This is a genomic window from Rhodococcus sp. GB-02 (assembly GCF_053470465.1).
The window spans coordinates 1,501,957-1,526,642 of sequence record NZ_JBPUKE010000001.1; the positions used below are offsets into that span (position 1 = coordinate 1,501,957).

At 61.0% G+C, this 24,686-nt stretch carries 25 protein-coding genes; 6 read left to right on the forward strand and 19 right to left on the reverse strand.

Annotated features, from left to right (window positions below; all coding sequences use genetic code 11):
* Positions 1-86 precede the first annotated feature (86 nt).
* Complete coding sequence (locus ACSW29_RS07105) at positions 87-455, reverse strand: hypothetical protein (protein ID WP_230815032.1); 369 nt, start codon at positions 453-455, stop codon at positions 87-89.
* 704 nt (positions 456-1,159) lie between these two features.
* Here ACSW29_RS07105 and ACSW29_RS07110 point away from each other — a divergent pair.
* Positions 1,160-1,630 (forward strand): hypothetical protein, encoded by a 471-nt coding sequence (locus tag ACSW29_RS07110; RefSeq protein ID WP_230815033.1) that lies wholly within the window; start codon positions 1,160-1,162, stop codon positions 1,628-1,630.
* Positions 1,631-1,637: 7 nt separating this feature from the next.
* Here ACSW29_RS07110 and ACSW29_RS07115 read toward each other — a convergent pair whose 3' ends face one another.
* The 3 genes from ACSW29_RS07115 to ACSW29_RS07125 form a co-directional block, all read right to left on the reverse strand.
* Complete coding sequence (locus ACSW29_RS07115; RefSeq protein WP_347873473.1) at positions 1,638-2,561, reverse strand: DUF2797 domain-containing protein; 924 nt, start codon at positions 2,559-2,561, stop codon at positions 1,638-1,640.
* Positions 2,562-2,653: 92 nt separating this feature from the next.
* The gene (locus tag ACSW29_RS07120; RefSeq protein WP_448276930.1) at positions 2,654-3,316 is read right to left on the reverse strand and encodes a DUF305 domain-containing protein; all 663 of its coding nucleotides are present in this window, start codon (positions 3,314-3,316) and stop codon (positions 2,654-2,656) included.
* Positions 3,313-4,878: an LVIVD repeat-containing protein gene (locus tag ACSW29_RS07125; protein ID WP_448276931.1), complete on the reverse strand. Its 1,566-nt coding sequence runs from the start codon at positions 4,876-4,878 to the stop codon at positions 3,313-3,315. Before ACSW29_RS07125 ends, ACSW29_RS07120 begins: the two co-directional genes overlap by 4 nt.
* 180 nt (positions 4,879-5,058) lie before the next feature.
* Here ACSW29_RS07125 and ACSW29_RS07130 point away from each other — a divergent pair, with 180 nt between their 5' ends.
* Both ACSW29_RS07130 and ACSW29_RS07135 read left to right on the forward strand, forming a co-directional pair.
* Entirely contained in the window at positions 5,059-5,646 is a 588-nt protein-coding gene (locus ACSW29_RS07130; RefSeq protein ID WP_317828481.1) for a helix-turn-helix domain-containing protein, read from the forward strand.
* Between the two features lie 45 nt (positions 5,647-5,691).
* A complete protein-coding gene (locus tag ACSW29_RS07135) occupies positions 5,692-6,828 on the forward strand; it encodes a GIY-YIG nuclease family protein (RefSeq protein ID WP_317828482.1) in 1,137 nt (378 codons plus the stop codon).
* Between the two features lie 83 nt (positions 6,829-6,911).
* On the opposite strand, the gene ACSW29_RS07140 is transcribed toward ACSW29_RS07135, so the two are convergent.
* The 4 genes from ACSW29_RS07140 to ACSW29_RS07155 form a co-directional block, all read right to left on the reverse strand.
* Positions 6,912-8,129 carry a Dyp-type peroxidase gene (locus tag ACSW29_RS07140; protein ID WP_448276932.1) on the reverse strand — a complete coding sequence of 406 codons (1,218 nt, stop codon included), beginning with the start codon at positions 8,127-8,129 and terminating at the stop codon, positions 6,912-6,914.
* Positions 8,122-8,622 (reverse strand): copper chaperone PCu(A)C, encoded by a 501-nt coding sequence (locus ACSW29_RS07145; RefSeq protein ID WP_019747182.1) that lies wholly within the window; start codon positions 8,620-8,622, stop codon positions 8,122-8,124. Before ACSW29_RS07145 ends, ACSW29_RS07140 begins: the two co-directional genes overlap by 8 nt.
* Positions 8,623-8,647: 25 nt before the next feature.
* A complete protein-coding gene (locus ACSW29_RS07150; RefSeq protein WP_448276933.1) occupies positions 8,648-10,078 on the reverse strand; it encodes a PepSY-associated TM helix domain-containing protein in 1,431 nt (476 codons plus the stop codon).
* A gap of 107 nt (positions 10,079-10,185) precedes the next feature.
* Positions 10,186-10,716 carry a hypothetical protein gene (locus ACSW29_RS07155; protein ID WP_317828484.1) on the reverse strand — a complete coding sequence of 177 codons (531 nt, stop codon included), beginning with the start codon at positions 10,714-10,716 and terminating at the stop codon, positions 10,186-10,188.
* An 819-nt stretch (positions 10,717-11,535) separates the two neighbouring features.
* Here ACSW29_RS07155 and ACSW29_RS07160 point away from each other — a divergent pair.
* Entirely contained in the window at positions 11,536-12,471 is a 936-nt protein-coding gene (locus ACSW29_RS07160; RefSeq protein WP_230815042.1) for a MinD/ParA family ATP-binding protein, read from the forward strand.
* Between the two features lie 38 nt (positions 12,472-12,509).
* Here the strand turns inward: ACSW29_RS07160 and ACSW29_RS07165 are convergent, their stop codons facing one another.
* The 3 genes from ACSW29_RS07165 to ACSW29_RS07175 all read right to left on the reverse strand — a co-directional run bounded on the left by ACSW29_RS07165 (position 12,510) and on the right by ACSW29_RS07175 (position 15,109).
* Positions 12,510-13,544, reverse strand: a complete 1,035-nt coding sequence (locus ACSW29_RS07165) for a baeRF2 domain-containing protein (RefSeq protein WP_317828485.1) — start codon at positions 13,542-13,544, stop codon at positions 12,510-12,512.
* 201 nt (positions 13,545-13,745) lie between these two features.
* Positions 13,746-14,828 carry a M48 family metallopeptidase gene (locus tag ACSW29_RS07170; protein WP_317828486.1) on the reverse strand — a complete coding sequence of 361 codons (1,083 nt, stop codon included), beginning with the start codon at positions 14,826-14,828 and terminating at the stop codon, positions 13,746-13,748.
* 77 nt (positions 14,829-14,905) lie between these two features.
* Positions 14,906-15,109, reverse strand: coding sequence for a hypothetical protein (locus tag ACSW29_RS07175; protein ID WP_003945456.1), 204 nt, complete (start codon positions 15,107-15,109; stop codon positions 14,906-14,908).
* Between the two features lie 145 nt (positions 15,110-15,254).
* On the opposite strand from ACSW29_RS07175, the gene ACSW29_RS07180 reads away from it, so the two are divergent.
* Positions 15,255-15,410, forward strand: coding sequence for a DUF6131 family protein (locus tag ACSW29_RS07180; RefSeq protein ID WP_317828487.1), 156 nt, complete (start codon positions 15,255-15,257; stop codon positions 15,408-15,410).
* Here ACSW29_RS07180 and ACSW29_RS07185 read toward each other — a convergent pair.
* The 3 genes from ACSW29_RS07185 to ACSW29_RS07195 form a co-directional block, all read right to left on the reverse strand.
* Positions 15,404-16,582: a carboxylate-amine ligase gene (locus tag ACSW29_RS07185; protein WP_448276934.1), complete on the reverse strand. Its 1,179-nt coding sequence runs from the start codon at positions 16,580-16,582 to the stop codon at positions 15,404-15,406. The two genes, ACSW29_RS07180 and ACSW29_RS07185, sit on opposite strands and share 7 nt — an antisense overlap.
* 1,137 nt (positions 16,583-17,719) lie before the next feature.
* Positions 17,720-18,712 (reverse strand): serine hydrolase, encoded by a 993-nt coding sequence (locus ACSW29_RS07190; protein WP_448277414.1) that lies wholly within the window; start codon positions 18,710-18,712, stop codon positions 17,720-17,722.
* On the reverse strand, positions 18,615-19,520 hold the full coding sequence (locus tag ACSW29_RS07195; RefSeq protein ID WP_317829515.1) for a class I SAM-dependent methyltransferase: 906 nt from the start codon (positions 19,518-19,520) through the stop codon (positions 18,615-18,617). Before ACSW29_RS07195 ends, ACSW29_RS07190 begins: the two co-directional genes overlap by 98 nt.
* A 578-nt stretch (positions 19,521-20,098) precedes the next feature.
* Here ACSW29_RS07195 and ACSW29_RS07200 point away from each other — a divergent pair.
* Positions 20,099-20,584, forward strand: a complete 486-nt coding sequence (locus ACSW29_RS07200; RefSeq protein ID WP_317829514.1) for an RNA polymerase subunit sigma — start codon at positions 20,099-20,101, stop codon at positions 20,582-20,584.
* Between the two features lie 44 nt (positions 20,585-20,628).
* Here ACSW29_RS07200 and ACSW29_RS07205 read toward each other — a convergent pair whose 3' ends face one another.
* From ACSW29_RS07205 to ACSW29_RS07225, 5 genes are all read right to left on the reverse strand, one after another.
* On the reverse strand, positions 20,629-21,399 hold the full coding sequence (locus ACSW29_RS07205; protein ID WP_230815063.1) for a glucose 1-dehydrogenase: 771 nt from the start codon (positions 21,397-21,399) through the stop codon (positions 20,629-20,631).
* Positions 21,396-21,983 (reverse strand): TetR/AcrR family transcriptional regulator, encoded by a 588-nt coding sequence (locus ACSW29_RS07210; RefSeq protein ID WP_448276935.1) that lies wholly within the window; start codon positions 21,981-21,983, stop codon positions 21,396-21,398. Before ACSW29_RS07210 ends, ACSW29_RS07205 begins: the two co-directional genes overlap by 4 nt.
* A 51-nt stretch (positions 21,984-22,034) precedes the next feature.
* On the reverse strand, positions 22,035-22,562 hold the full coding sequence (locus ACSW29_RS07215; RefSeq protein WP_448276936.1) for an SRPBCC family protein: 528 nt from the start codon (positions 22,560-22,562) through the stop codon (positions 22,035-22,037).
* Positions 22,563-22,624: 62 nt separating this feature from the next.
* Entirely contained in the window at positions 22,625-23,335 is a 711-nt protein-coding gene (locus tag ACSW29_RS07220; RefSeq protein ID WP_448276937.1) for an enoyl-CoA hydratase/isomerase family protein, read from the reverse strand.
* A 27-nt stretch (positions 23,336-23,362) separates the two neighbouring features.
* Positions 23,363-24,550 carry a zinc-dependent alcohol dehydrogenase gene (locus tag ACSW29_RS07225; protein WP_448276938.1) on the reverse strand — a complete coding sequence of 396 codons (1,188 nt, stop codon included), beginning with the start codon at positions 24,548-24,550 and terminating at the stop codon, positions 23,363-23,365.
* Positions 24,551-24,686 lie beyond the last annotated feature (136 nt).

Here is a 24,686-nt window from a genome sequence, read left to right on the forward strand (position 1 = left end):
GTCGTATGCAAATCGATGGTGCGAAACGAACAAGGCCCGGGTGTCGCCGTTCGGCGATCTCCGGGCCTTGTCGAGGAGGGGAAGCTTCAGATCTCGATCTTCGGGGTCTGTTCGCCCAGCTTGTGGCGAGCGAGTGCCAGGTTCCCACGTGCGCGGTCCAATACGAGGTACACGAACAGCGTCGACAGCCCAGGGGTCTCGAGTACACGAATGAGGTGGTACTGGCTGCTCAGGGTAATCAGAATGTCTTCGAGAGTGTCGGTAATCCCCAAGTTACTCATCGTGCGGAGCTTTGCTCGCACCACCTCGGAGTTGCCTGCGCCGGCGTACTCGAGGCTGAATGACGGGTTGCCGCTCATACCGAGAACCATGCCGCTGTCGGCGTCGACTACGGCTGCACCGCTGGCGCCGTCGATGCGCATCAATTCGCCGAGGATTTTGTCGATGTTGCTCATTGCTTCTCCTTGGTAGGGCAGAGCCGCGCGGGGCGACTCCAGGTGATGCTTCGGTGGTGAAGTCATCGGTACATTTCGAGGTGGAATCGTTGGTTGCGGCATCGGCGGCGGGCCAGACGGCAACGGTTCAGCTTGTGAGATTTGAGGACTTGTTCCGTTCGGTGCAGATGAGCGGCCATTCGACGACTCGAATTCGTCGATTCGGTCGGCGGGTAGCCAGCCGTCCCCGGAGGGTGTGTCGAGTGGCCATCCGGTGTCTGGCGAGTAGTCCGGTGTCGGCGACTGGAGTTGCGGGTAGACCGGCGCGGTCAGCGGCCGCTTGTACGGAACCGGTTGACCGCCCGCGTCGGCGACGTTCGCGAACCACGCGGCATACCCGGGGTCGCTGCGATCGAGGTTTTGCCCGCGATCGTCGTCATCCTCCCGGGAACCTCGTCGACGAAAAAGTCCCACTCGTTCCAGCCCCTTAAAGACGAAGTATTTCCGATCGGAGCGTTCCGGATGAACGCGGCAGATCGGACAATCCCACCCATAGTTACTTTTTAGTTAAGTCACGGTAGCATGGGTTCGTGGAGGGGGCATACAGTCCAATCGAGCAGTTGGGCGGACGAGGCTCCCGGATTCGACGGTCCGCATGGACGATTCTCGCCGGCAGGTTAAGCCGGTCCGTTCATACGCCGGCTGCCCTCTGGCATCCTTGAAGGATGAAGAAAACGATCACCGGGTTCATCGGTGCCTGCTCGCTGGTGGCGCTGGTCGCCTGCGGTTCTGACGGAGACAAGCCGACCGAGGTCGGAACACTTACTTCCTCCCCTTCGGCGACTACCACGGCGACGCCGACGGCGTCATCCGAGGCTCCGGCGACGTCGTCGGACCTGACTACCGAGGCACCGTCGGTCGAGTCGAGCGCTCCGGCGGAGATTCCTTCGGACCCGAATGCGAGCTCGGCGCTGCCGCGGACCTACGCGCAAGCCTGCGCCGACGTACTCCGGTACCTCGACGCGTACCAGCCTGCAATCGATCAGTCGGGCGAGGAAATGGGTATGACGCGTGAATCATTGGCAAACGACATGATGACGTCCATCCAGGCTTATCCGGAATGGTCGAGCCTGTCTGCCGACGAACAGGCCGAGGTCACTCGCGGATTCGCCGCAGCGACCGCAGGAAGCTGCTGATTTACTTTCAGAACAACGATTCCTGAATCGCCACGCCAGGGGATACGAACTCGCCGACGGTGATGGTTCGACCGACCAGTCCGGACACGTCCGCGACAAAGCGTGGTGATTCAGGGTCGGGGTCGATCCGCAGCGATGCGATCGAACCGGCAAGGCCCTCCAAATACAGAGAATGCTCCCCGGACTCGAAAGTGTGCGGATACGCGATCAACGGTGCCGCATCGAAGACCACGTCGGCACACGCCGGCGCCGTCCATTCTTCGGGAACCTCCAGGATCTCGATTCCGTCGATGTCCGACCCGATGTCATTCAGGTCGTCTTTGACAGACGACACGAAGTGATGCAACGACTTTCGGAGTTTTTCGCGATCCAAAGATCCCGTCAGTGCTTCGATCTTTCGAGACGTACGTATGGCCTGGCTCAAGTGGAATTCTTCCGACACCCGGGCTTCGAGCGAACGGATGCTGTAACCGTCCGTCGACCGCGCTACGAACAATGCACAGACCGCTCCCTGCTCGGCGACTCGCGGATGCTTGCGGAACTCGGACGCCGTCCCCACCTTCATCTGACCGCCGGCGAATACGTCGACGTAGAGCCATTGTGGTTGTGCGAGGTAGGTACGCACGTTCGGATGAATGTGCGCGCCGCTGACGTGTGCCTGATGAACTGTTGTGAACCCCTCGCGATTTCGGCATCGGTCGCATTGGCGTCCTGCGGTGACCATGGCCCCGCGGTCGCACGGCGAGTGCCCCGGACCTTCGGCGGTGAGATCTCGCCAACCGAGGCAACGGCGGCCCTTCGCCTTGTCGACGGAGAATCGCAGTACCGAGTCGTGAGTGAAGAAGGTCGTAGCGGAAGTGGTGTCGTCGACGCAGCGAATCCGCGGTGCTGTCGGGTTCGACCAGTCGATTCCGCGAACGAGCAGGGTCATGATGAAGTGCCGATTCCTTCTGGACGAGGCGTCGTCGCGGTTGGTGCTGTAGTTCGCAGGTCGACACCTATCGTAGTCAGTGCACACGCGGGTCAGTGCAGTGGTTGTGCCCCACGTTGTCCGAGCATCAGCGCCATCAGCCCGGATTCCTGACTCTGGGTGTTGATCATGTCGCGGGCGGACTGTTTCACTGGCCCGCTCTCGAGTAGGGCATCGGCGGCCAGCGCCATGGCGATCCCGCCGCGGTGGTGGCGTTCCATCAGTTGAAGGAACAGGACCTCGGCATCGCTGCCTCGAGCGGCGCCCAATCTCTCGAGTTCTTCGGTCGTAGCCATTCCTGGCATGACTTCGGCGTCGGTCTCGATCGCAGTGGGTGCCGGGTGATGATGGCCATCGCCCGTGCCGCTCGCGGATGCTTCCATCCACTCCATCGGCGTTCTACTGTTCGGTGGCACATCCGCCAGTCGGAGCCAGCCGAGCATGACGCCGATCTCGGTTCGCTGAACTTCGTCGATCTGCTGGGCAAGCCTCGTCACCGCCGGGTTCACATCAGGACTCAGACGCGCGAGGATGAAGAGGGCCTGCTGATGGTGGGTTGCCATGTCGTGCACGAATCCGATTTCGGTTTCGCTCAGAACAGCTGTCTGCGTGTGGTTCTCGGGCGCGAGCAGGGGACGCAATGCTGCGCCGAGTACGAGCAGCATCAGTGCCGCAGCCACCAGCGCGACGGCTTTGACCGACCGCGTAGCCGTCATGATCCGACAGTCGTTTTCTGGTTCGAGGGCGGTGTGTAAACACCGTTTTCGAACTGCATGGCAACAAAGCCGTTGTCGGCACACGTCGCCCACAACGTGGTCCCTCGCCATTCGGGTGGGGAGAAGCACCAATCGGTGGAGACGTCGCCGAGAGCGAGCATGCCTGATCGTGAACTCAGCGCTTGACCGGGGTCGAACTGACCTTGCGCGATCGACTGCGCAATTGCCGGCGTGCTGAGAATGGGTACCCCGATGAGCGAGGCAAGAGCGTGCGGCGAGTTGGCGAGTTGGAGATTGTCGCCGGTTCGGGCGGGTGGGTTGAAGTACGCAATCTCGTGGGGGTCGAAGGGATCTCGAACATCGAAGACCCGAATCCCGCTGGAGATCCATCCACATGCCAGCGCCGTCGGGTCGACTGGGCGATCGGCCGAACAGTAGTGTGATTCGTACGCGAACAGTGATCCACCGGCAGCGGACGCCAGCGCAGCGTCTTGATTCTCCGGCAGATTGATTTCGAGCTTCACCGAATTGACGACGGCCGGTTCGTCGTCATTCGAGACGTCGATCAATTTGACTCCGCCGGAACCACCTTCGTCGACGGAGAACAGGTACGGCGAACCGTTGTAGGTGACCGGAATGCTGTGTTGGGTGGCCCAGCCGTCGGTCCACGAGAGCTGGGACAGTTGGCGCACCCGCGGATTCGGGACGCGGCGCTGAACCTCGCTGATGTCGAGAACATGTATTCCGCCGAGATTGTTCGACAAATACATGCGATTTCCGTCGGGACTGATGCCGAAGCCGTGGGTCGACAACCCGATGAGGTCCTGCCAGATGACGCGAGGGTTGGCGGGATCGGTGAGATCGACGGCGCTCACAACGCCGGGGGCGGTGCCGGAAGACCAGTATGTGTTCCCGTCCGGTGAGAATCCGCCTTCGTGATTGGTGATGGGCAGCAGCATTCCCAGATCGGTTCCGGGTCCGGGGTTGAGTAGTTTCGGGTGCGCGCAATCTGAGATGTCGTAGACCGACATCAGGCCGACGCCGGTCAAGAGCGGAACACCCGTGCCCACCAGCAGCTTTCGTGCGGTGTTTACCTTGAGGCTCTCCCACGTTCCGGCGAGCATCGCGGGTTCGGTCAGTGTGGCGGTGAGTGCGGGGTTGGCAGGATTTGATACGTCGAGAACTTGGACGCCCTGCGCGGGACCCAGGAGGTTTCCGGGGAAGAAGCTGCCGACGTACGAACAGTGTTCGAAGTTGGTGGACGTGATGCCGCCGCCGCGACCCGAGTAACCACCGATCTGAGACATGTTGCAGCTGTAGCCCTCTCGGCTGCGTCCGCTGTTTCGGTCCTCGGCGGGTACATCGCCCTGCAACCCTGTCTCGGGCATCGAACCGGGCCCGCATTCCGCGCGACTTGCTGCATTCGAGCCGACGCCTGACGCTTCGAGGATGGAGCCGGGGGCAGCGGCGGGTTCGGCAGCGGCAACACACACCGGAAGGATGGTGATCAATGCGACGAGTGCGATGGCAGATCTGGTTCTGATGGTCGTGAACGATTTCATCGAGTCCAACTCCCGGTGCGGGATTGCCTTTCGTATCTCTCACGGACAGACGTGCCTCACTGACAGGCAGCACGGAGGGCAGGCGCGTGTTCGAGCGCTCACGACGGTCGGGTCGGGGTGTGAACCGGTGTCGGGCCGCAACCAACCGGACAATGCTGTCCGGTTGGTATCGTAGTGTGCGTGACATCGTCTGGCCGCGTCAATAGCGGATCCCTCAACAGAGGGCCGAGAGATGCGGCGCGCAATCGTGCGGCGCTCGTCTCAGCAGCTCGCGAGGTGTTCGCCACTCAGGGTTTTGCTGCTCCGCTCAGCCTGATCGCCCGTACTGCAGGAGTCGGCCAGGGCAGCCTCTACCGGCACTTTCCCACGCGCGAAAGCCTTGCGCTCGCGGTGTTCGACGAGAACATCGTCGAGCTGCAGGACTTGGCTGCCGATCCGGATTCGACTCTCGACGATCTTTTTCGTTTGTTGGTCGACCAGATCACTACCTCGATCGTGTTCGTGGAGGTCATCAAGCCTGTCTCCTTCGGCGACTCTCGACTGAATTCGGCCGGCACACGTTTGACCGATCTCCTCGAAGGACGCCTCGAGGAGGCGCGTCGAGCTGGGAAGATACGCGAGTCCGTGACTGCTGAGGACGTGATCCTGGCGATCGCCATGTTTGCCGCGATCATGGAACGGACCGCCGAGAGCTCGCGAAGAGAAGTCGCGCACTCAGCGTGGAACCTTCTTGTGCAGGGACTGGCCGGGCCGGCAGCGGCGGGCTGAGTCGCGTTCGCCTCGCGTCTCGAAGTGATCGCCTAGGCTCGTGCCATGGCTATTGTCTGGACAGTTCCTCGCGCTATCGGCTCCACCCTGCTCGTTGCTCCGTTGATCAAGGAGTTCCTTGTCGAGGGTGACGGCACCCTCGATGCAAAACTGACTGCGGTCGGTACGGTCTCTGCATCTCTCGAGAAGCAAGTCGGCCGCACGTTCACCTCGATCAGCGCTGCTTCGGCGGCAATCTTTTCCGGTGCTGCCGGTTCCAGTAGCGTGCCCGACGCACTTCGTCTGGCCGTGATGCGCACTCTGTCCACCGAGGTCGTCGTCCGGAAGCCGGCTCCGCAGCCGTTTACCGAAAAGGTCGGGAAGAGGCTGGGGCAGTATGTCTTTGCTTTGCGCGACCCGCGCAACGACCAGGTATTTCATGTCGGGCACGGCACGGGAAACCAAGTGTTCGCGCCGGTATTCGAAGCGCTCGGTGAACTCGCGAATCTCGAAGGAGCGGACGGCCCAGCCGAGTCGAATACTGCTGTGACCGCAGCCAAGATCGCTCGGATCCGCGAAATTTACGACGCGGGGTCAGCGGTGGAGCACTTCGTACTCCTCCGCTCGGTCTCCGCCGCCACCGATTCGGCCGCCACAACCGGAGAAGTCGTCTGCGGAATCGTGGAAGCCTTGCGGATCACCGACGCGGGAGACGGCCTGACCAACCTCGCTGGCGATACCTCGGAAAAGGACGCCCGTGCGACCCGCGTCGAGGAACTCGCCTTGCGGTACTCGGCGGATCCCGCGCCGGAACTCCCGACACCGAGCATCGTCCTTCATGTACCGGCCTCCTCCCGTCCGGGAGCAACGCCGGAAGAGATCTACGAACTCGCGCGCGCCGAGTGGTCTGCCGGTGCGGCTGTCCGCGCCGAGATCGGCATCCCGGTTCTGGTGTTTGCGGACAGCATCATTCGTGGTGCATTCCGTGCTCAGTCATGGGAGGTGTCCACCCGCAATGCCGACGGAAGCCAACTGTGGCGGTTCAACGGAACCGTCGACGACGAGCTTGCTGCCAAGTACGTCGGAACGGAAGTCACCCCCCACAACGTCGGCCTGAAGAAGTGGCCCGTCAGTGGTTGGGTCACGAGGTTGACCACCGCCCGTCCAGGTGCGGCTATGCCGGGACCTCGTAAATCCAAGTAAGACAACATTTCTAGGCAGCAACACTGTGGGCGGATCCGATTGATCCCGCCCCACAGTGTTGCCTGCCTTTCTGCATGGCGCCGCTATCCGAGCAATCCGCTTCCCAGATAGTCGTTCTCGCTGCATCCCGGCGGAATGAGATACACCGCCGAACCGATCGGCGTCGTCCACTCGTTGAGTGCGTCGAAGTCACTCAACCGCTGCTGGACCGGTAGATACTGCTCGGCGATGTCCCGTTGGAATGCGGCGAAGATCAATCCCGAGTTCGAGGTCTGCCCGCTCTCGGGTGCGTCGTCGTAGTTGTACGCCCGACGGAAGAACTGCTCCTTCTCGTGTGTTCGGTGGGCTCTGGCGATGTGTGATCCTGGCGGGATCACCGGAATGCCGAACTTGTCCGTGAGAGTGAAGTCCGCTTCGTCGAATTCGTTGGTTCCGTTGAGTGGAGCGCCATTGGACAAGGTGCGCCCCATGGTGAGTTCGCGCCCCGAGCGGTCGAGTTCGTCCCACGTATCCATTTCCATGCGAATGCGTCGCAGTACCAACGAGGTTCCACCCGCCAGCCACGGCTGACCGGCTCCGTCGTGCCAGATCAGCGAATCGAAATCCACTGTTCCCGGAGCAGGATTTACCGTACCGTCCACCTGGCCCATGAGATTGCGCATCGTCGTTCCCTCAGGCATGGTGCCGCGAGCGTTGCGGAATCCCTTTTGCGTCCATCGGATGGTCGTCAATGATCGCACGTTCTTGGTCAGGACTCGCACAGCGTGAGCGATGGTCACCGGATCGTCGCCGCAGATCTGCAACAACAGGTCCGAGCCGCCCCATCTATCGTCGAGTCGATCGATCGCGTAGCTCGGCAACGGTTCGAACCAATCCGGTTGACGTGCCTGTAATCCCAGCTTGGAGAACAGGCCAGGGCCGTAGCCGACGGTCACCGTCAAGCGGGCCGGATCCACAGCCAGTTCCCGTTCGGTGTCCGCCAACGCCGGGTTGCCGGCGGTGAGCCGTGACGCATCCTCGGACCACATCTTCATGATTCCGACGACTACAGCTCGATCGGTTCCAGGCAAGAGGTCGAACCCGATGAAGGTGCCGTGCGCTTGCGGCGTGGTGTCGACGCCGGCTTGGTGGACTCCGTAGAACGGTTCCACGAGCTTGCCTGCTTGCTGCTCGTGTTCGCGGCGCTCGACCACTGTGGTTGCGCCCCAGGTTATTCCCGCGACGCCGAGGGCGGCGGCGCCTCCTCCGAGAAGGCGCCGCCGGCTGAGAGCTCGGCTGGGCGGGTTCGTGTTCTCAGCCACCGTGATTCGGGTCGTAGTTCTCCTGATTACCGGAGAAGTCGCGAATCTGGGCCGTGAACGTGGTGCTGGAACCGTCGTCGTAGATCAAGGTGAGGTCGGTTTCTGCGCCGGGGAGAAGCGGCGCGGACAAGTCCATGAACATCAGGTGGTCACCGCCCGGTGTGAGGGAGGCGGAACCGTTGGCGGGGACCAGGAAACCGCCGTCCTTGGGGCGCATCGTCATAGTTCCGCCGTCGCCGGTCACAACTTCGTGCAGTTCCAGTCGCGACGACGCAGGGCTGGTTGCCGAGACCACGCGCACGTCCTTGTCACTGGAGTTGACGAGTTCGGCGAACGCCGCGCTCATTCCTTCCGGCGCCGCCTTGACCCATTGATCCTGAACGGTGATCGATTGTGCAGCTTCGGTTTCCTTGTCGGAGTTGGAAGAACAGCCGGTCAGAGCGAGAGCCGCGGTGAGTGCAACAGCTGCGAATATCTTTGTACGAACAGTCATGTGTGTCTCCGTAATTCGTGAATGGTCAGATGGTGGCACGGCGTTTGGACGCCGCAATGCACACGTCGATCAGCAGGAATGCGAGAAGGCTGATGCCGAGTAGCGGCACGAACCAGCCGACCAACGCCGTGATCGCGACGAGCGCAACGAGGCTGATCGGGGAGAGGTTGCGGATTCCGCCGCGGGCGGGAACCCGGCCGACTGCCCAGTCGGAGCCTCGGGTGGGGCGTCGGCGCCACCACATGATGTAGCCGCGGATCACGACGCTGACCAGCGCGAGTGCTAATGCGGCGAGTGCGATCTGGTTGGCAAGGCCGAACAGCAGACCCATGTGGAGCTGGATTCCCCAGGCCGAAAGTTTGGCTGCGAGTGGCCAATCCGAGAACCACAACTCGTCGGTGACCTTTTGCGTCGCTCCGTCGATTGCGATGGTGTTGTTGCTGTACACCCAGGGCTGACGTGTCTGGGCGACGGTGAACGCTGTCTCGGCGTTCGCGGGTATCGATACTTCGACCGGACCGGTGATCCCGTTGTACCTGGCGATACCGAGGACGGTGTCGACGCGTCCGACGTTGGTGTCTGTCAGCGTGCCGGTGGCAGCGGGGGCCATGTCGTGACCCTCGTGCCCGCCCGTTGCCGGTGGGGGAGCATCGCCGAGAGTCTTCACGACCGATGGCGTCGTCCAACTCAATGCGGTTCTCAGATTGCTGACGTTCTCTCCGGCGTACGTCGACCACGTGAGGCCGGTCGCCGAGAGAAAGACCAATGCAACTGCTATCCATATGCCGACGACACCGTGCCAGTTCAGCGTCCGGCTTCGTCCGGTGGACGTTCGGTCGATCATGAGCAGTCGAGCGTTCCGGGAGGTGCGGTATCGACGGAACCAGAGGTAGACACCGCCGAGAGCGACCACCCACATCCACGACGCGGCCAATTCGCTGTAGAGGCGGCCGGGCTCGCCCAGATGAAGGTGGCGATGTAGCTGGGAGATCCAGGTTCGCAGTGGCAGTGAACCACTGCTTCCGTACACCGCCAACTCGCCGACCGGCTGTGCGAGCACCGGATCAACGAAGACCGCGAGCCTCTCCGATTCGCCCAGTGACGGATCGGTGAACAGGACCCGGGTGGTTTCGCCGGTGACAGGGGACGGACGTACTGCCGAGACAGTCAAGTCGGGGCGGTACTGCTGAGCGGAACGAATCTGGTCGTTCAGTGACGCGATCTGTCCGGTGGTGTCGGTCTGGAGGTAGTCGTCGTAAACGAACTTCTCGATGGTGGGTGCCATCGCGTAGAGACCACCGCTCATCGCGGCGATGAGGATGAACGGTCCGATGAGGATGCCGGCGTAGAAGTGCAGGCGCAGGATCAGTGGTCTGGCGCCGCCAACCTGCTTCTTCGGGGGAGAACTGTCGTTGGACGCGCGCGTCTGTGCGCGCTCCAATTCGGGTGCGGACATGCGTGTACTCGATCCCGCTGTGCGCCTTCGTTACCGCGGGCGGTTAAAAAAGGCGTACAGCAAAGTGGCGCACGTAATCACGTGCGTGAAAGGAAAGGGGAGGTGAGTTACACGAATGCCGGTGGGCCCCGAGTGCCCAGGCCAGAGGTGAGAAGTTGACGCAGAACAACTTTGGTGCGGTATCGAGTACGCGCAGCGAACGGTGACGGTTCAGGTGCCCACGGGCGCAGAAGCACTGCGACGATGGCGGCCACCGTCGACGCCGCCACGACGTACCCGCGTTCTGCGCCGCGTATCAGCACTGCGCACACTCCGACGGCAGCGATGTGCGCCGCAAGCATCGGAAGTGACAGGAGCAGCCCGTGTTGATGATCCGCAGCGATGGTCAAAGTCGCGTGACCGATGGCCTGACCCGCAGCGAGCATGAGGGCAAGTAACAGCGCGGGGGAGCGGCGGGTGTCGATGGACGTGACCACCGCGCCGACGCTCGCGCACGCGAGGATCAACAACACCACCGCGCTTTCGGACGGGGCCATGCCGCCGCCACCGAGGGCGTGGGCCGCGACAGAGACCGCGCCGGATGTACCGCCCACGAAGGCGCCGCGCAGCTGCGCGACATCATTCGGACCCGGCGTCATACGCGAAAGGATACAGGCGCCTACTACCGGGCTTAGTAGGTGACCGGGTCGCGATGGCTCCGGGGGACGGCTTAGGGCATCCTTAACCTCCTCGGCGCCGGCAGAAAAGTTGCGAAGACAACCGCGGACACTTCGGGGTGAACGTGAATGCGGCAGAAGCCACCGGCGTTGATGTCGCGCCCACCATCAACCACTGCGACACGAGCGGTTCATTCGGAAGTATGGATCTGTCGACGATTTTCGGACGTTCGCGGAAGCCTGGAATTCTTCAGCAGCTGAACACTTGTCCATGAAGGTGGGTCGGTCGCCGAGGCGATCGCCCTCTCTTTTCTCGTTTGGTACCAAGGGATTTGCCCTGACATTGCGGAGAGCTGTTTTCAGCGGCAGATGAAGATATATGTGCCGCATATCGTTACGACGTTCGTATTTGCTGAGAATGGCACCGGCGGGGGGACCAAAGTCATCGAAAGGCGGGTGTAACGGTCTGTTGTGCTGTGACGGTATTGAGCAGAGAACGGCAAGCCCGCCAGAGTGATAGCGTCCGAGAGGCTATGTCCGAATTGATTCCGACCTCGACCTAGGAAAACGGTGCGCAGCGATAACAACAGTTCGAATGGCGGAGTCCTGGGGAACAACTCGGGAACGACTAGAGGCGACGGCCTTTTCGACGCGTCTGACGACGGCTACTCAACGTCGATTCGAACTGTCACGTTCACACCGCAATTCGACGAACCAGCCTCAAAACCGTTGCCCAGCCAGCGGATGCGCCAGCAGCGGCGTGAAGAGCCGACCGATTTTCGAACCTCGACGCCCAGGCCTATGACCTCCGTCGACGACTTGGACATCATCAAGCGGGCGAAGCGTCCACCTGAACGCGGTTTGGGCAGTGTGTTGTTCAAACTGACCGGCGGTCGCATCAACACGGGGCAGTCGGCTGCCGAACTCGAACACCAAGCTCTGGTGCGCCGTGCCAACCGCACGGTGCGCGGCGTGTACAAGATAGCCTTCATCTCGCTCAAGGGTGGTGTGGGAAAAACCACGGCGGCCAAGACCGTCGGGTCCACGTTCGCCTCGATCCGCGGGGATCGGATCGTAGCCATCGATGCCAATCCTGACCTGGGGACTCTGGCTGATCGTGAACGACGTGAACATCATCTGACCGTTCGTGATCTGTTGGCCGACGGCGACATTCGTACGTACAGCGATGTTCGCTACTACACGTCGCAAGGTGACAGCCGGCTCGAAATCCTTGCGAGTGAAGCAGATCCGGAAACTTCGGAGTCGTTCAACGAGCAGGACTACCTCGATACCCTGCGGATTCTCGAGGTGCACTACAACATCGTCATCACCGACTGCGGCACTGGAATCATGCACTCGGCCATGTACGGAATTCTCGACGAAGCAGATGCCTTGGTTGTCGTCAGCCCGACGGCGCAGGACGGTGCCCGTAGTGCAGCAGCAACGCTCAGTTGGCTGACCAAACATGGATACGCAGATCTGGTGAGCAGGTCGGTTGTGGCGATCAATTCGACGCGACCGGGTTCGTCTTCGCTCGATCTCGACCAGCTCGAGGACGTTTTCGCTCAGCGTGGAGTACGCGCGGTCAAGACCCTGCCCTACGACGATCACCTCGGCGAGGGCGGTCCGATCGACTTGAAGTTGTTGAACAAGCGCACTGCACGGGCATATCTGGAGCTCGTGGCAGCGATTGCCGATGGATTTCCGGACTCGGTGGGCAAGCACGCTTCTCGCTGAACGTGCTCGCCCCCGAATCTGATCAGCAGGCCGGTTGTTCAGGGGTGCCGAAGTATCGCGCCGTAGCCGTCGGCGAGAACCAGGCGTTCGTCGATCTGTACCAGTTCGGTGCCGGTCCCGATTGCGATGTAGGGGAGTACGCGATCGGCGGGCCCGATCAACTTTCCACTCGTGACTTCCTTGTCGTCGGGGTCGGTGAGCAGCAGCGTCTCGACCTTGCCTTGCTCGAGTGCGTCGAGGACGCGTGCGGTCCCGTCGATGGAGAGGCCGGAGTCCCGCCCCTGCTCTGCGACGTAGCGTTCGGTTTCCGTATCCATTCTGCGCAGTCGCTGCGTGTCGATCAGTTCACGAATCGACTTGGACACCTCGGCGGGTGTCGAACCGACTGAACGCGAACCTTTTTCGACGTCCACCACCCGTAGCGTCGACGGAAGGAGCTGAGCAAAAGCTTTGCGGGACTGTACTTCTCCGATCACGACTACCAGTGCAACCTTGTGTTCACGGGCGAGCGTCGCGGCGCGCTCCACGGCCTGTGTCAGGTTCTTCCGGATGTTCTCCTCCACGAGGCTCTGGCTGTCGGTGTACCGCTCCTGACCGCCGACGTGTGCCTTGTGGACCGGGAAGCCGTCGCCGTCGACCGATTCGCCGTACACGTCACGCCCGCGGGCATCACGTACGCACAAGTCTGCGCCAGTGTGGTCGACCTTGGCGATGAGGAACGGCTCGGTGTCGTATCCGTGTGCGATCAGTGGAACCAGGTAGGGCAGCTCGCCCAAGGTTGCGATGGTCGATCCGGCAGGTTCGAGCAGGATGTCGTCGATCAGCACGGCCTCCGCCGTGGCGACGATAGCCCGCCCGGCGCGTCCCGAGATTCCGTGATGGTTGTCCTTCACCTCGTCCAGTCGTGCGATCAGTGATTCGGATGCGCCCTGCTTCGAGAGTTGGTTGCGCATCGAGCGCCATTCGAGTTCGAAGCGCTCGCGCGCATCCTCCCGGTTGCGGACGTCCTCGAAGTACACGGAGGCAAACGGGCCGTCACTCGAACCGACCTTCTTCAGTCGCCCAGCATGCATGTCGGCTCCCTTCTGTAGTGGTCCTATGCCGCGTACCCGACAACCGGGGATTCGACACGACCGCTTTCGGTTCGCACGTTTGTTCGACTGCTGGTACTGTCTGTGAACGTGAGGGTGGTGCAGAGGGAAGCCTGCATCACCTTCACGCCAAGAACTCGGGACCTGCCGCCGACTGCCTTCGGTGGCAGGTCCCGATTCTGCTCACTCGGCGTCGTCGGCGCCCTTTGATCTGTCGGAAGTCTTGCGCCAGTGAGTAAATCGTTCCTTGATATCCGACGCCACGTCGCCAACGCCGTTTCCGACGGCGCCGACCGCGCCGCCCAGTCCGCTGCCGATGTCGCGCACCATTCGGATCAGAGGGTCTTCTGATTCATCGAAGTTCTGCTTGTAGGTCTTGGCCGCATTCTTGAACTCGTCGCTGATCTTCGCTCCGTCGTCTTCTCCTCGCCGCGGGTAGTTTCCGCGCAGAATTGCGGCGTAGTCTCCGCTGTCGACCCACTTCTTGAGTTCTGCGGCGCGAAGTACCGAGAACGGGTGCGAGAGCAGTTCGATGTTGAGGAGCTTGAGTACACCGTCGCGGAGGTCGCCACTGGCGTCGTACTCGGCAGCCTGGGCCAAGAATGCGTCGATGTCGATTTCACTGACTCGGGATCCGCCCGCCAATTTCATCTGGACGCGGATCGCTGTGTGGACGTCTTGCCCGCACAACAGTCCGGCACGATCACCGGACAGTTCGGACTTGCGCTGCCATTCCATGAGGGCCGCGATGATCGCACGCAGGGCCCACCCGCCGACGGGCAACCAGCCGATGGTTCCGGCAAGTCGCATCAAATGCATCAAGATGGTGCGATACACCGCATGGCCGGACAGTGCGTGGCCGAGTTCGTGGCCGATGATGAACCGCTGCTCCTCGTAGTTCATCACGTCCAGTAGGCCGGTCGTGACCACCATGAACGGCTTGTCCATGCCGATGGTGAAGGCGTTGACCATCGGGGTTTGGAGCACGAACAACTCTGGTGTCTCGTCGGCCTGCAGAATGTCGACGCAGTCGCGTCGCAGATCGTTGAGGTCGCTGAACTGGCGTTCGTCGACTCGCACGGACGTGGCGAGATACATGAGGCGATGCTGACGTTCTTGGAGTAGGCCGGACAGCGTCCGCAGAACAGTGTCGAACCCCCGAAGCGTCCGGAGCGTCACCAATGCGGCCCGATCGGCTGGGTGTTCCCACGCACGCGAGCTGATGTCCGGGAACTCGATTCGGGTGCGATCTGGTGCAGTGGTCATGGTGGCCCCTCACTTCGATGTGTGTCGACTCACCTCCAGGGTAACGACTAGTCGGTTTAGCGTGGATTTTCGGCAGTTCATTCGGTCGGTTGAGGAAGCGTGCAATCCGTCACTTTGGGATTGACGCCGAAGTAGTTCAGCGGGCCGGCGATGACGGTGAGCGCGATGGTCCCGACCCCGGCACAGTTGGTCGGCGAACTGCTGTAGTAACCGCGCTGGCCGGCCGCGACGGCTCCGACGATCAGCCAGATCAGAACGATCAGAGTCACAATTCTCATCATGGCGTGCTCGATTCTTCAAATATTGTGGTGCCCAGCGAAATACCCGGTCGCAGAGGGTATGAAACGCTCGGCCGACGGGTATCCACGGTGTATGCGGCTCGAGGCGGGCGTATCCGCCCGAGTGAACGCACTGAAGGAGCTTGTCATGATCATCCTCGGCGTAATCCTGCTGATAATCGGTTTCGTGGTGAACATTCCGATCCTGTGGACGATTGGTGTCGTCTTGCTGGTGATCGGAATCGTCCTGTACGCGCTGGGCGCGGCCGGGCACGCCATCGGCGGTCGGCGGCATTACTACTGATCCGGAGTCGGCCCGCCATGCGTATCCATGCCCGCCTGCGCGGTCGGGAGGGTGAGTCGAACGGCGCGCGCGATCAGTTCCCGAAGGCAGACCTGGCGCAGCGTTCGATGTTGCCAGTCGCTGCCGCTACCGGTGACCAACTTGCGGCGCAGCGCCGACTCCACACTCGCGTACTCACCTGTCTCGTCAAGTGAGTCGCGGAGATGGATCAGGAGTCGATGAAACAGCTCCGTGGCCGAAATTCTATGTGCGGTAACCGGATCGATCAGCTTTCCCAGGATGCCCTCCTTTGCAGACACCCATGTCGCGAGGCGAAGACGCTCGAGAGAAGCGCGCGGTGCGGGGACGCCGTTGTCTACGGCGCGCAGAGCAGTGGCGACCAGAGCACGCACAAGTGTCGCAAGCAGCACGGCATCGTCGACCGTCGGTTGAACGTCGCAGACCCGGATCTCGACGGTCGGTAGGTGGCAGGACGGTCGGATATCCCAGTAGGCCATCCGCTTGTCGAGCATCACTCCGCAATCCACCATCATCGCGACCGCGGTGTCGAAATCGTCGGCGGTCTCGAAGAACGGTGGCGGTCCGGCGACGGGCCACCTGGACCATTGAACCGCCCGCCAACTCGAGAAGTCTGTGTCGACTCCTTGGTGAATGCGGGAATTGGCGCTCAGGGCGAGCAAGGCCGGCAGCCAGATGCGCACGTGATTGCAGACCTGCACTGCCTCTGCTCGATCAGCGACGCCTACATGGATGTGGCAACCGCAGATGCTCTGTTCGGCAGCGAGGGCGCCGAAGTGTTGCCCCATCTTCCGGTAGCGAGGCGAGTCGCTTATCGCGAAACGCGAAGGCCCCGACAGTGGTGCGCCGACTGCCAACAGTCTGCAGCCGTTCAACTCGGCCGCTTTCCCCGCGAGCCGACGCATGTCGATCAAGTGGGTTCGGAGTTCGTCGATGCTTCGGCACACGGGAGAGTTGGTCTCGACTTGGCACCGGGACAGTTCGAACTGAAGATCCAAACCGAGTGTCGACGCGGTTTCCGCAACCGCGGCACTGTCGGTGGACGGCAACCACGATGTCGGGTCGACGAGGATGAATTCTTCTTCGACGCCGACAGTCGGGGCGTTCGATTCGTAGCGGCCAGCGGTGGATCCAGTCGAGCAGGTGGCGCTCATGTTCGCGTCTACCCGGTCGGTGGAAGGCGGAAACAGACACGAGGAAGCCCCGTTCTCGTCGGGAGAACGGGGCCTGTGGTCGGCCTTGCCAACATCTCGGAAGCGTCAACGAGCCCTTGCACGCCGTGTGAATCTGGGGACTGGCGTGCCTGGGAAAACGTACTGTGCCGGACTCGGTAAAACGAGCCCCCCAGGCATGTCTCACCCCCTATTTCACCCTCGGGTGAGCTTGCCCGCCCACCCGTCGTAGAGGCACGGATCGTGTCCCGAGGGGCCGCCGCCGTGCAGTCTCGGATACATCGGTGCGGGTTCGCATTTATCGAGCTGGTTCCGGAGAAATGCGAACGCATCTAAACTAACGTCCAGCATTAGGATTGTTTGAAGTTTTGACGAAGTTCGAGCTACGGCGGGGCGGCCGATATATGACCAGCTAATTGCGTGCACAGTATCAATTCAGACTCTCGGATCCCTGAACTGGTATTGCGGTCGATCAGCGGAAATCGCTAGTGGTTACATGTGAAATCCAAAGCTGAGGAGAGGTATCAAGGATAGTGCTGCAATCGATTCGTTATCGCGGTCGAGGTTCCGATAGAGTTGCATACCTTCTGTGTCGAAACTTCGTCTACCTTGCAGTCTGTGGTTGAGGTTGTCGCCAAGAATATCTATCGGAATCGACGCGCCCAGAAATTTTTCTCAAAAATTACCCACCTGCGAATTGGGAACTATTCGTGGGTCGCGGATAATGGGAATATTGCTAGTGGGGCTGTTATTTGTGGCAATTTGCTCACATCTTGCTGAGTGGGGCATTTCAGTCGAATTGTTGCCTGGTCGAGAAATAATCTCATTGATGCTTTACATTGGGAATTGCACGATGCACGTTTCATCCTCCAGTGTTAAACGAAAGGACGAACGCAATGGGTAGCTTGGAAGATTTCGACATCGCGACACTTCTTCAGAAGGTCATCGCATTCTTCGACGGATTCTCGTCGGACGAGACTGAGCCTCCCACGGGCTAAGACTTACCGAAGCCGCTGCGCATCCTGGTGACACCGGATGCGCAGCGGTTCTCTGTATCCGGCCCTCTCCACGGTCGAAGGTAGGAGTCTGCGTCCGTGGGTTCAACCCGCCCAGTGCGCTCTAGCTGGTTGCATCCTTCTGGATCAAGAGCATCGCGGCGTCTACCGGATCGAAGTACAGAGCCGGGTCGGCAACCAGTGCAGCCTCCTCACCATGGGTTTGCATGGTGACAACCCACGCACGATCGTCGTGTTCCATGTAATAGGCACCCGCAAGGACCCCGATGGAGCTGCCGCCCTTGAATCCGCCGTAGGTTAACCAATTCGCGGACTCGTCACTGAGCGCCGGATCCTCGGCGAGTATGTCTCTAACGGGTGCGCCGCTCTCGGTCTTCGCCGTCTCTTGCAACGAGACCAACGCGGCACGCAGGCCGGCAGGCGAGGCGAACCAATCGATGTCGAAAGGCCATGCGGGGGTGGTGAATGCAGACGCCGGGATGTCCACCAGATCACCCGGCAGCGCCGCGAGTATCGCTCGACGCTCGTCCGGAGTTCCGTCGCGCCAAGCGATACGTTGTGCGCCTTCGTCGCCCCAGCCGAGTTGGAACAGTGCGCGGGTCGGCTTGAGCGGGATGTTGAGCGAAGGATCCGCCATGCCCATCGGGGCGAACTCGGCTTCGACCTGCTCGCGCCCGACAGCAGCGATCAGCATGTCGGTGGCGGTGTTGTCGCTGATCGAGATCATCTTGCCGGCGGTTCCCCGGACCGTGGCTTCAGTTCCCGATGGCAGGTCCTGCATGGTCCCACCGGGCATCGATTTGAGGTCGTCGGTGATGGTGAGTTTCTGATCCCAGGAGAGTGTCCCGTTCTCGACAGCCGTCGCGACCGCGCCGAGGACGTACAGCTTGATCGTTGACCCAGTCGGCTGGGGTGACGTGTAGTGGTGACACGCACGTTGAAGCTGGATAAATGGGAGAAGGTCTGCACCCGAGGAACTTTCGTGATGACAGTGAGAGTTAGTTCTTGGTGGCGGCCAAAAAGGACGGTTGCGTCGACAGTGCTGCGATTTCTTCGGGGAGTTCGGGGAGTTCGGGGAGTTCGGGGATCCGGTGATCGTACAGTTCTGCCAACTCGACTGAGCTGAAGCGACGGACGGTCCAATTGTGTTCAGCCAACCACTGCCCCGGATCGGATCGTTTGTCGCTGTAGAACAGTTGCGAAATGTCAAGGTCTCCGAACGGGTCCTTGGTGAAGTATTTGGATCTGATGGCCGCTAGCTTGCTCGGGTCGGTTCCGGCCGGAAAGTCGTTCACCGCCAAGCGACTACCGGTGGCCGAGAGTTCGTCGATCCGCTCGAACAGGGCGTCGTGGGCCGGGCCCGGGAGATAGGCGAGCAGGCCTTCCGCCGACCAGGCCGTGGGTTCGCTAGGATCGAAACCAGCCTCCTCGAGTGCGTTCGGCCAGTCGTTGCGCAGATCAGTAGGCACAGTGCGTCTATCGGCCTTCGGCTGTGCGTCGTGCGCAGCGAGCACTTCGGCCTTGAACTCCAACACCTTCGGCTGATCCACTTCGAATACTGTCGATCCTGAGTTGAAATCCAATCGGTACGCACGTGAATCCAAGCCTGCCGCAACGATTACCGCCTGGGTTACTCCGGATTCGGTTGACGACAGGAAGAATTCGTCGAAGAATCTGGTTCGCAAACCCATGAAACCGCCGAAGGGTGTGTCGTCGAGGAGTGCGGGGTCTTTCAGAAGAGCTGTGAAATGTGGCTCGGCTGCGGCTTCTACGAACCACGATGCGAACTTGTCTTCGATGATCGCGTCCGGACGGGTGCTCTCCAATGCTCGGAACGTTGCCACTGCCAGCGCGGTGAGTCCGACGCTACTGACGATGTCCCACGTATCTCCATCGCTTCGCATTGTCTAGGTGTCCTTCCGCTCTTGACGACTGAGCCGAACTCTCTCGACCTTACGCCCGTGTGACCCCTTGTCGCGTGGAACGGAACGGTCGGACTTGGAGCAGCAAAGACAAGCCTGAGAAATCGAAAAGTTCTGCAGTGCAAGGCGTTCGGTTTGAATCAACACCCTGCCAGTAATTTGCCAGGTTAGTGCCAGTGGGCGGCAAGGATGCAGGACTTCACTGGTGTGTGTCCCATTCACGACTGCGTGAGACAGCCTCGAGAAATCTACGGAGAACGGATTGTTCATGACACGACCATCCGCACCGGAACGACGCAAGAAGTTGGAGTGGCGATCAGGGTGGTGATCGCTCCCAGGATTGGAGCCATGGTGGAAACGGCGGGCAGGGCGGTACCTGGGATCAGGGCGGTGCCTGGGATCGGGGCGACGGCCGGGGTCAGGACAACCAGAATTAATGGCAACGCCGGCAAGATCATGCACCCGCGCCGACTGTGAACCGCTTCGCCGGACTATTCGGTTCCAGTTGATCCCTCGGATTGCACAACGAATTTCCGTCGAGAAAGAGAGAATGTGAGCCCATGCTGCAGGAAGGCTCGCTGGAGGTGCTGGTCGCCGCGGCACGGAGCGGTAGCCGTGAGTCCATGACCAGTTTGTATGCGGCATTTCGTCCGATGGTTGTGCTGCGGTGCCGCGCCGAGCTTGATCGGGCCGTCTCCGACTCCGCCGCGGATGCCGCGTGCGTCGCGGTTCTCACGGCAGTGTGCGACGGATCGGAGACGAATCAGCCGTTCCTGCGCCTGTTGTACGCGCGAACGAGCGTCGCGATTGCTCGGGCGGCATCCGACGGGTTCAGCGGTGGGCCGCTTCCGCCTCCAACAGACCTTCCGGTTGTCGAACGCGACGTCCTGGTGTTGCGGTTGATCGTCGGCCTCGACATCAAGGCGACTGCCACATCGCTTGCCCGTACGACCGATCAGGTGTCACTAGACCTGCATCGGGCGCTACAACGACTGCGAAAGTTGTCTTCTCCGAATGCAATCAGGGAGATGTTGGTGTCCACCTGAGGGTGCTCGGACTGCGCAGACTCAGGCGGGGGTGGAACCCGACTTTACTGACCGGCGATGTACTCGATCGACGGTCCGGCAGTCCAGCCACCGTCGACGGCGATCTCGGAACCCGTTGTGTACGAGGCATCGTCGGAAAGAAGGTAGGTGACCGCACCGACCAACTCTTCCGGGCGACCGACACGGCGATACGGATTGTTGGGGAATGCGCCTTCTTCGAGGCTGATACCCGTCGGTGCAGTCATGGGCGTCAGGACCATGCCGGGGTGAACCGAGTTGACCCGGATCTTGTCGCGACCGAGCTCGACGGCAGCGATCTTGCTCAGTCCTCGCACACCCCACTTGGCTGCGCCGTAACCGCTGGTCAGAGCCATGCCCATCAGACCTGCGGCCGAGGAAATGTTCACGATGGATCCGCCGCCGGCGGCCTTCATGAACGGGACCACCGTGTGGATACCGGTATGTACGGACACCAGGTTGATCTGGATGATCCGTTGGAACGTTTCGAGGGGTTCATCGGTGACAGTCTGGCCGGAAGCGGAGATTCCCGCGTTGTTGACCAGTCCGTTGATTGCGCCGAACTCGGACACGGCGAACTCGACGGCGGACTTCCACGATCCCGGGTCGGTGACGTCGAGATGAACGTAACGCGCTGCCTCGCCGAGAGATTCGGCTACCGCTCGGCCGTCTTCGTCGAGGATGTCGCCGATGACCACGCGCCCGTTGCCTGCGACGATGCCGCGCGCAAACGCTTCACCGAGGCCGCGGGCGCCACCGGTGACGAGAACGGTTTTTCCGGAGAGATCTTGAGTCATGATTGTTCCTTACCTGTTGGGTGCGCGAGATACGACGTCGAAAACGCGTCGAGTGCGCGGTTGATTGCCGTGAGTGCAGGTGTTCGGTGATCTGCCATTTCCCGCAGTGCTGCGACCACGGCGAGCGTCGATTGACCCGCCGCTGCAGTGGCGTCGAGCGAGTTTTCCGGTCGATCGATCAGCCGGGCCACTTCGGGGCGAATGAGCTCCATCGTCTCGAAAGTCGCTGATTCCCACACTCTCCGGAGTGCTGCATCGCCGAAGATGATCGGCATCAGGGATCGTGTCATGTCTTCGAAAGACTCACCGACCGAGGCGACGAAGGCGTTCCGGACAGCCGGCGCCAGTCCGGAATCGCGTGGCTGCTCACCGAGTGCAGCGACGAGACTCCGGTTCCCGTCGTCGAGCATCGGCCAGATGCTCTCCTCTTTGGTGGCGAAGCAGCGGTAGAACGTTCGCTCGGAGATTTCCGCGCGCTCCGCGAGCTCGGCGATGGTTGTCGAAGTATCACCGCGTTCGACGAAAGCGGCAGCACAACTCTGCGAGACGCGGAGAAGCAGTGCGGTGCGGCGGGCTGTTGCCATATCCGCACTGTACCAAAAGTGGCAGAAACTGCCACAAATGGTGTCGGCTGGTCAGCCGGCGTTACCTTCGATGCCGGAAACCTCCTGCTCAACTGCGTTCGTGAGGTTCAGGAGCGTCTTGCGGATGTTGCCGCGCTGAAAGTCGGCGAACGTTTTTCCTCCGGTGGCAATTTTGTCGAAAATCTCGGCGGCGAAGTCCGGCCAGCCGCGTCTGTCGTCGGTCCACGTTTCGGTAACTCGGGTTCCGTCGGGCACCGGTGAAAATCGGTACTGCCAGGTTGCGATGGAGGCGGGGATCCGGGGAGTACTCAGGCCGATCTTGTGAACACGGAATTCGAAGAGCTTCCCGGCGTCGGCAGCGGTGACTGTACATCTCGTGGTCCACTGCGCGCGCCCACGCTTGTTGTGCCCGTCGAACTCCATGCCCAGGAAGGCTCTTTCTCTGTCTCCTCGCAAGGTTGCGCCTAAGTTTTCGGGACTCCAGGCACCCATACGAGTGGGATCGCTGATGAGCTCGTAGAGGGAGAGCGCGTCGGCGTTGACGACGACGCTGTCGGAGACGGTAAGTTCGCGAGCCATTTCGGTTTCAGTTTCTTTCTGTGGAGCGTGTGTGAAGCGAGTACGACGGTCGGTGGTATCGGTCAGTTGTCTTTCAGTATCACCTGCTTGTCGATTCCCACTACTGGCGTTCGTAGGAGGGCCAACGGCTCGGCATATAGCAGTTCCTTGATCTCATTGAGCGTGCGTCCACGAGTTCGCGTCAACGTGCGTGCGTAGTCGACAGCTGTCGAGAGCACATCGTCCGGAGCCGCGACTTGATCTACGAATCCTGCTGACAATGCTTCGATCCCGCCGTACCTCCTACCTGTGACGAGTGCGTCGTGGACTGCGCGTGTCGGAAGACGTGATGCAAGTAGGGCGATGCTTCCGGGTGCGTAACTCGCGCCGATAGTGATCCCTGGCAGGCAGAAGAAACCGCGATCCTCTCGCATCACGACGTGATCGTGCGCGGCGGCCAGAATTGCACCACCGCCGAAGGCATGTCCCGGAAGCGCGGCGACGGTGGGCATCGCAAACGTCAACATTCGCGCGAACAAGGTTTGAACGCGGTCGATGTACCCGTTGACCTGATCGGCGTTGTGAAGAATCCAATCTGTATCCAGCCCAGTGGAATAGAACTTGCCCACAGCTGTCGTGACCAGCGCTCCCGGACCGTCGAAGTTTTCGACTTCGGTGAGGAGGTCCTCGACCTGGTCGAGCCACCGGGGATTGAACGGATTCGGCGTATCCGGCTCGCCTTCATTACCCAGGTGGAGGACAAATACTTCTCCGGCGCGATCCAAATACGGCATATCGGGCGATAGTACTGCGGAGTTGGATTACCCGTGCGGTTTCAGTTGGATCTTGACCGCGCCTTCCTGCTTCTTCTGGAAGATCTCGTAGGCGTGTGGCGCCTGATCGAGCGGCAGCTGATGAGTGGAAAAGGCGTCGACGCCGAGTGGGTCGTCGTCAGTGAGCAAGGGCATGATGTCGTCGACCCACTTCTTGACGTTCGCCTGGCCCATCCTGATCTGAATCTGCTTGTCGAACATGGTCATCAGCGGCAGTGGATCAACCATTCCGCCGTATACACCGATCAGAGAAATGGTCCCCCCGCGCCGAACGATGTCGATGGCCGAATAGACAGCACCGAGCCGATCGATCCCTGCGGTGCGCATCGCAGGCGCGGCAAGAGCATCGGGAAGGAGTCCGACGAACTGCTGCGCGAGCTTTCCGATCGGAGACCCGTGCGCTTCCATGCCGACAGCGTCGATCACCGAATCGGTTCCGCGGCCGTTTGTCGCGTCTCTGACGGCATCGCCGATCTTGCTGCCGTAGTCGTCCAGGTTGAGGGTCTCGATACCGCGTTCGGCAAGGCGCGCAAGGCGTTCGGGCACACGGTCCACGCCGATCACCCGAAATCCTTTGTGGTGCGCGATGCGAGCAGCCATGTCACCGATCGGTCCGAGACCGAGGATGGTCACGGATCCACCCGGCGGGATGTCGGCGTATTCGACCGACTGCCAGGCAGTGGGAAGCACGTCGGAGAGATAGACGAATCGTGAATCCGCCGGACCTTCGGGAACTTTGATGTGTGTGAAGTGTGCCTGCGGGACTCGTAAGTATTCAGCCTGACCACCTGGCACCGATCCGTACAGCTCGGAGAAGCCGAACAACGCTGCGCCCGTTCCCTGATCGCGGACCTGAGTCGTCTCACACTGGGTGTAGAGACTCGAATCGCACATGAAGCAATCGCCGCACGAGATCTGGAACGGGATCACGACGCGATCGCCTATCTCGAGATTCGTGACATCCGACCCGACTTCTTCGACGATGCCCATCGGTTCGTGACCGAGAATGTCGCCTGCATTCATGAACGCACCCAAAGTCTCGTACAGATGCAGATCTGATCCGCAGATGTTCGTCGTGGTGACCTTGATGATCGCGTCGGTGGGCTCGATGATCGTGGGGTCCGGAACCCTATCGACGCTTACTTTCCGTTTGCCTTGCCAAGTCACTGCACGCACTGGGATCGACCTCTCCTCGTGGAAATGCTGTTCGCAGTCACCTGCCCGAAAGTGTTGAAATGCAAACAAAATCGGTGAGGGTTGCGGGAAGTCCTGAGAGCGATAGATTGAGAGGGAGGTGGGCCGAGGCTCCGGT

Coding starts and splice junctions, on each gene's coding strand:
- ACSW29_RS07105 (WP_230815032.1), bottom strand. CDS start 455: ATGAGCAACATCGACAAAATCCTCGGCGAATTGATGCGCATCGACGGC.
- ACSW29_RS07110 (WP_230815033.1), top strand. CDS start 1,160: ATGAAGAAAACGATCACCGGGTTCATCGGTGCCTGCTCGCTGGTGGCG.
- ACSW29_RS07115 (WP_347873473.1), bottom strand. CDS start 2,561: ATGACCCTGCTCGTTCGCGGAATCGACTGGTCGAACCCGACAGCACCG.
- ACSW29_RS07120 (WP_448276930.1), bottom strand. CDS start 3,316: ATGACGGCTACGCGGTCGGTCAAAGCCGTCGCGCTGGTGGCTGCGGCA.
- ACSW29_RS07125 (WP_448276931.1), bottom strand. CDS start 4,878: ATGAAATCGTTCACGACCATCAGAACCAGATCTGCCATCGCACTCGTC.
- ACSW29_RS07135 (WP_317828482.1), top strand. CDS start 5,692: ATGGCTATTGTCTGGACAGTTCCTCGCGCTATCGGCTCCACCCTGCTC.
- ACSW29_RS07145 (WP_019747182.1), bottom strand. CDS start 8,622: ATGACTGTTCGTACAAAGATATTCGCAGCTGTTGCACTCACCGCGGCT.
- ACSW29_RS07150 (WP_448276933.1), bottom strand. CDS start 10,078: ATGTCCGCACCCGAATTGGAGCGCGCACAGACGCGCGCGTCCAACGAC.
- ACSW29_RS07155 (WP_317828484.1), bottom strand. CDS start 10,716: ATGACGCCGGGTCCGAATGATGTCGCGCAGCTGCGCGGCGCCTTCGTG.
- ACSW29_RS07160 (WP_230815042.1), top strand. CDS start 11,536: ATGACCTCCGTCGACGACTTGGACATCATCAAGCGGGCGAAGCGTCCA.
- ACSW29_RS07165 (WP_317828485.1), bottom strand. CDS start 13,544: ATGCATGCTGGGCGACTGAAGAAGGTCGGTTCGAGTGACGGCCCGTTT.
- ACSW29_RS07170 (WP_317828486.1), bottom strand. CDS start 14,828: ATGACCACTGCACCAGATCGCACCCGAATCGAGTTCCCGGACATCAGC.
- ACSW29_RS07175 (WP_003945456.1), bottom strand. CDS start 15,109: ATGATGAGAATTGTGACTCTGATCGTTCTGATCTGGCTGATCGTCGGA.
- ACSW29_RS07180 (WP_317828487.1), top strand. CDS start 15,255: ATGATCATCCTCGGCGTAATCCTGCTGATAATCGGTTTCGTGGTGAAC.
- ACSW29_RS07185 (WP_448276934.1), bottom strand. CDS start 16,582: ATGAGCGCCACCTGCTCGACTGGATCCACCGCTGGCCGCTACGAATCG.
- ACSW29_RS07195 (WP_317829515.1), bottom strand. CDS start 19,520: ATGCGAAGCGATGGAGATACGTGGGACATCGTCAGTAGCGTCGGACTC.
- ACSW29_RS07200 (WP_317829514.1), top strand. CDS start 20,099: ATGCTGCAGGAAGGCTCGCTGGAGGTGCTGGTCGCCGCGGCACGGAGC.
- ACSW29_RS07205 (WP_230815063.1), bottom strand. CDS start 21,399: ATGACTCAAGATCTCTCCGGAAAAACCGTTCTCGTCACCGGTGGCGCC.
- ACSW29_RS07210 (WP_448276935.1), bottom strand. CDS start 21,983: ATGGCAACAGCCCGCCGCACCGCACTGCTTCTCCGCGTCTCGCAGAGT.
- ACSW29_RS07215 (WP_448276936.1), bottom strand. CDS start 22,562: ATGGCTCGCGAACTTACCGTCTCCGACAGCGTCGTCGTCAACGCCGAC.
- ACSW29_RS07220 (WP_448276937.1), bottom strand. CDS start 23,335: ATGCCGTATTTGGATCGCGCCGGAGAAGTATTTGTCCTCCACCTGGGT.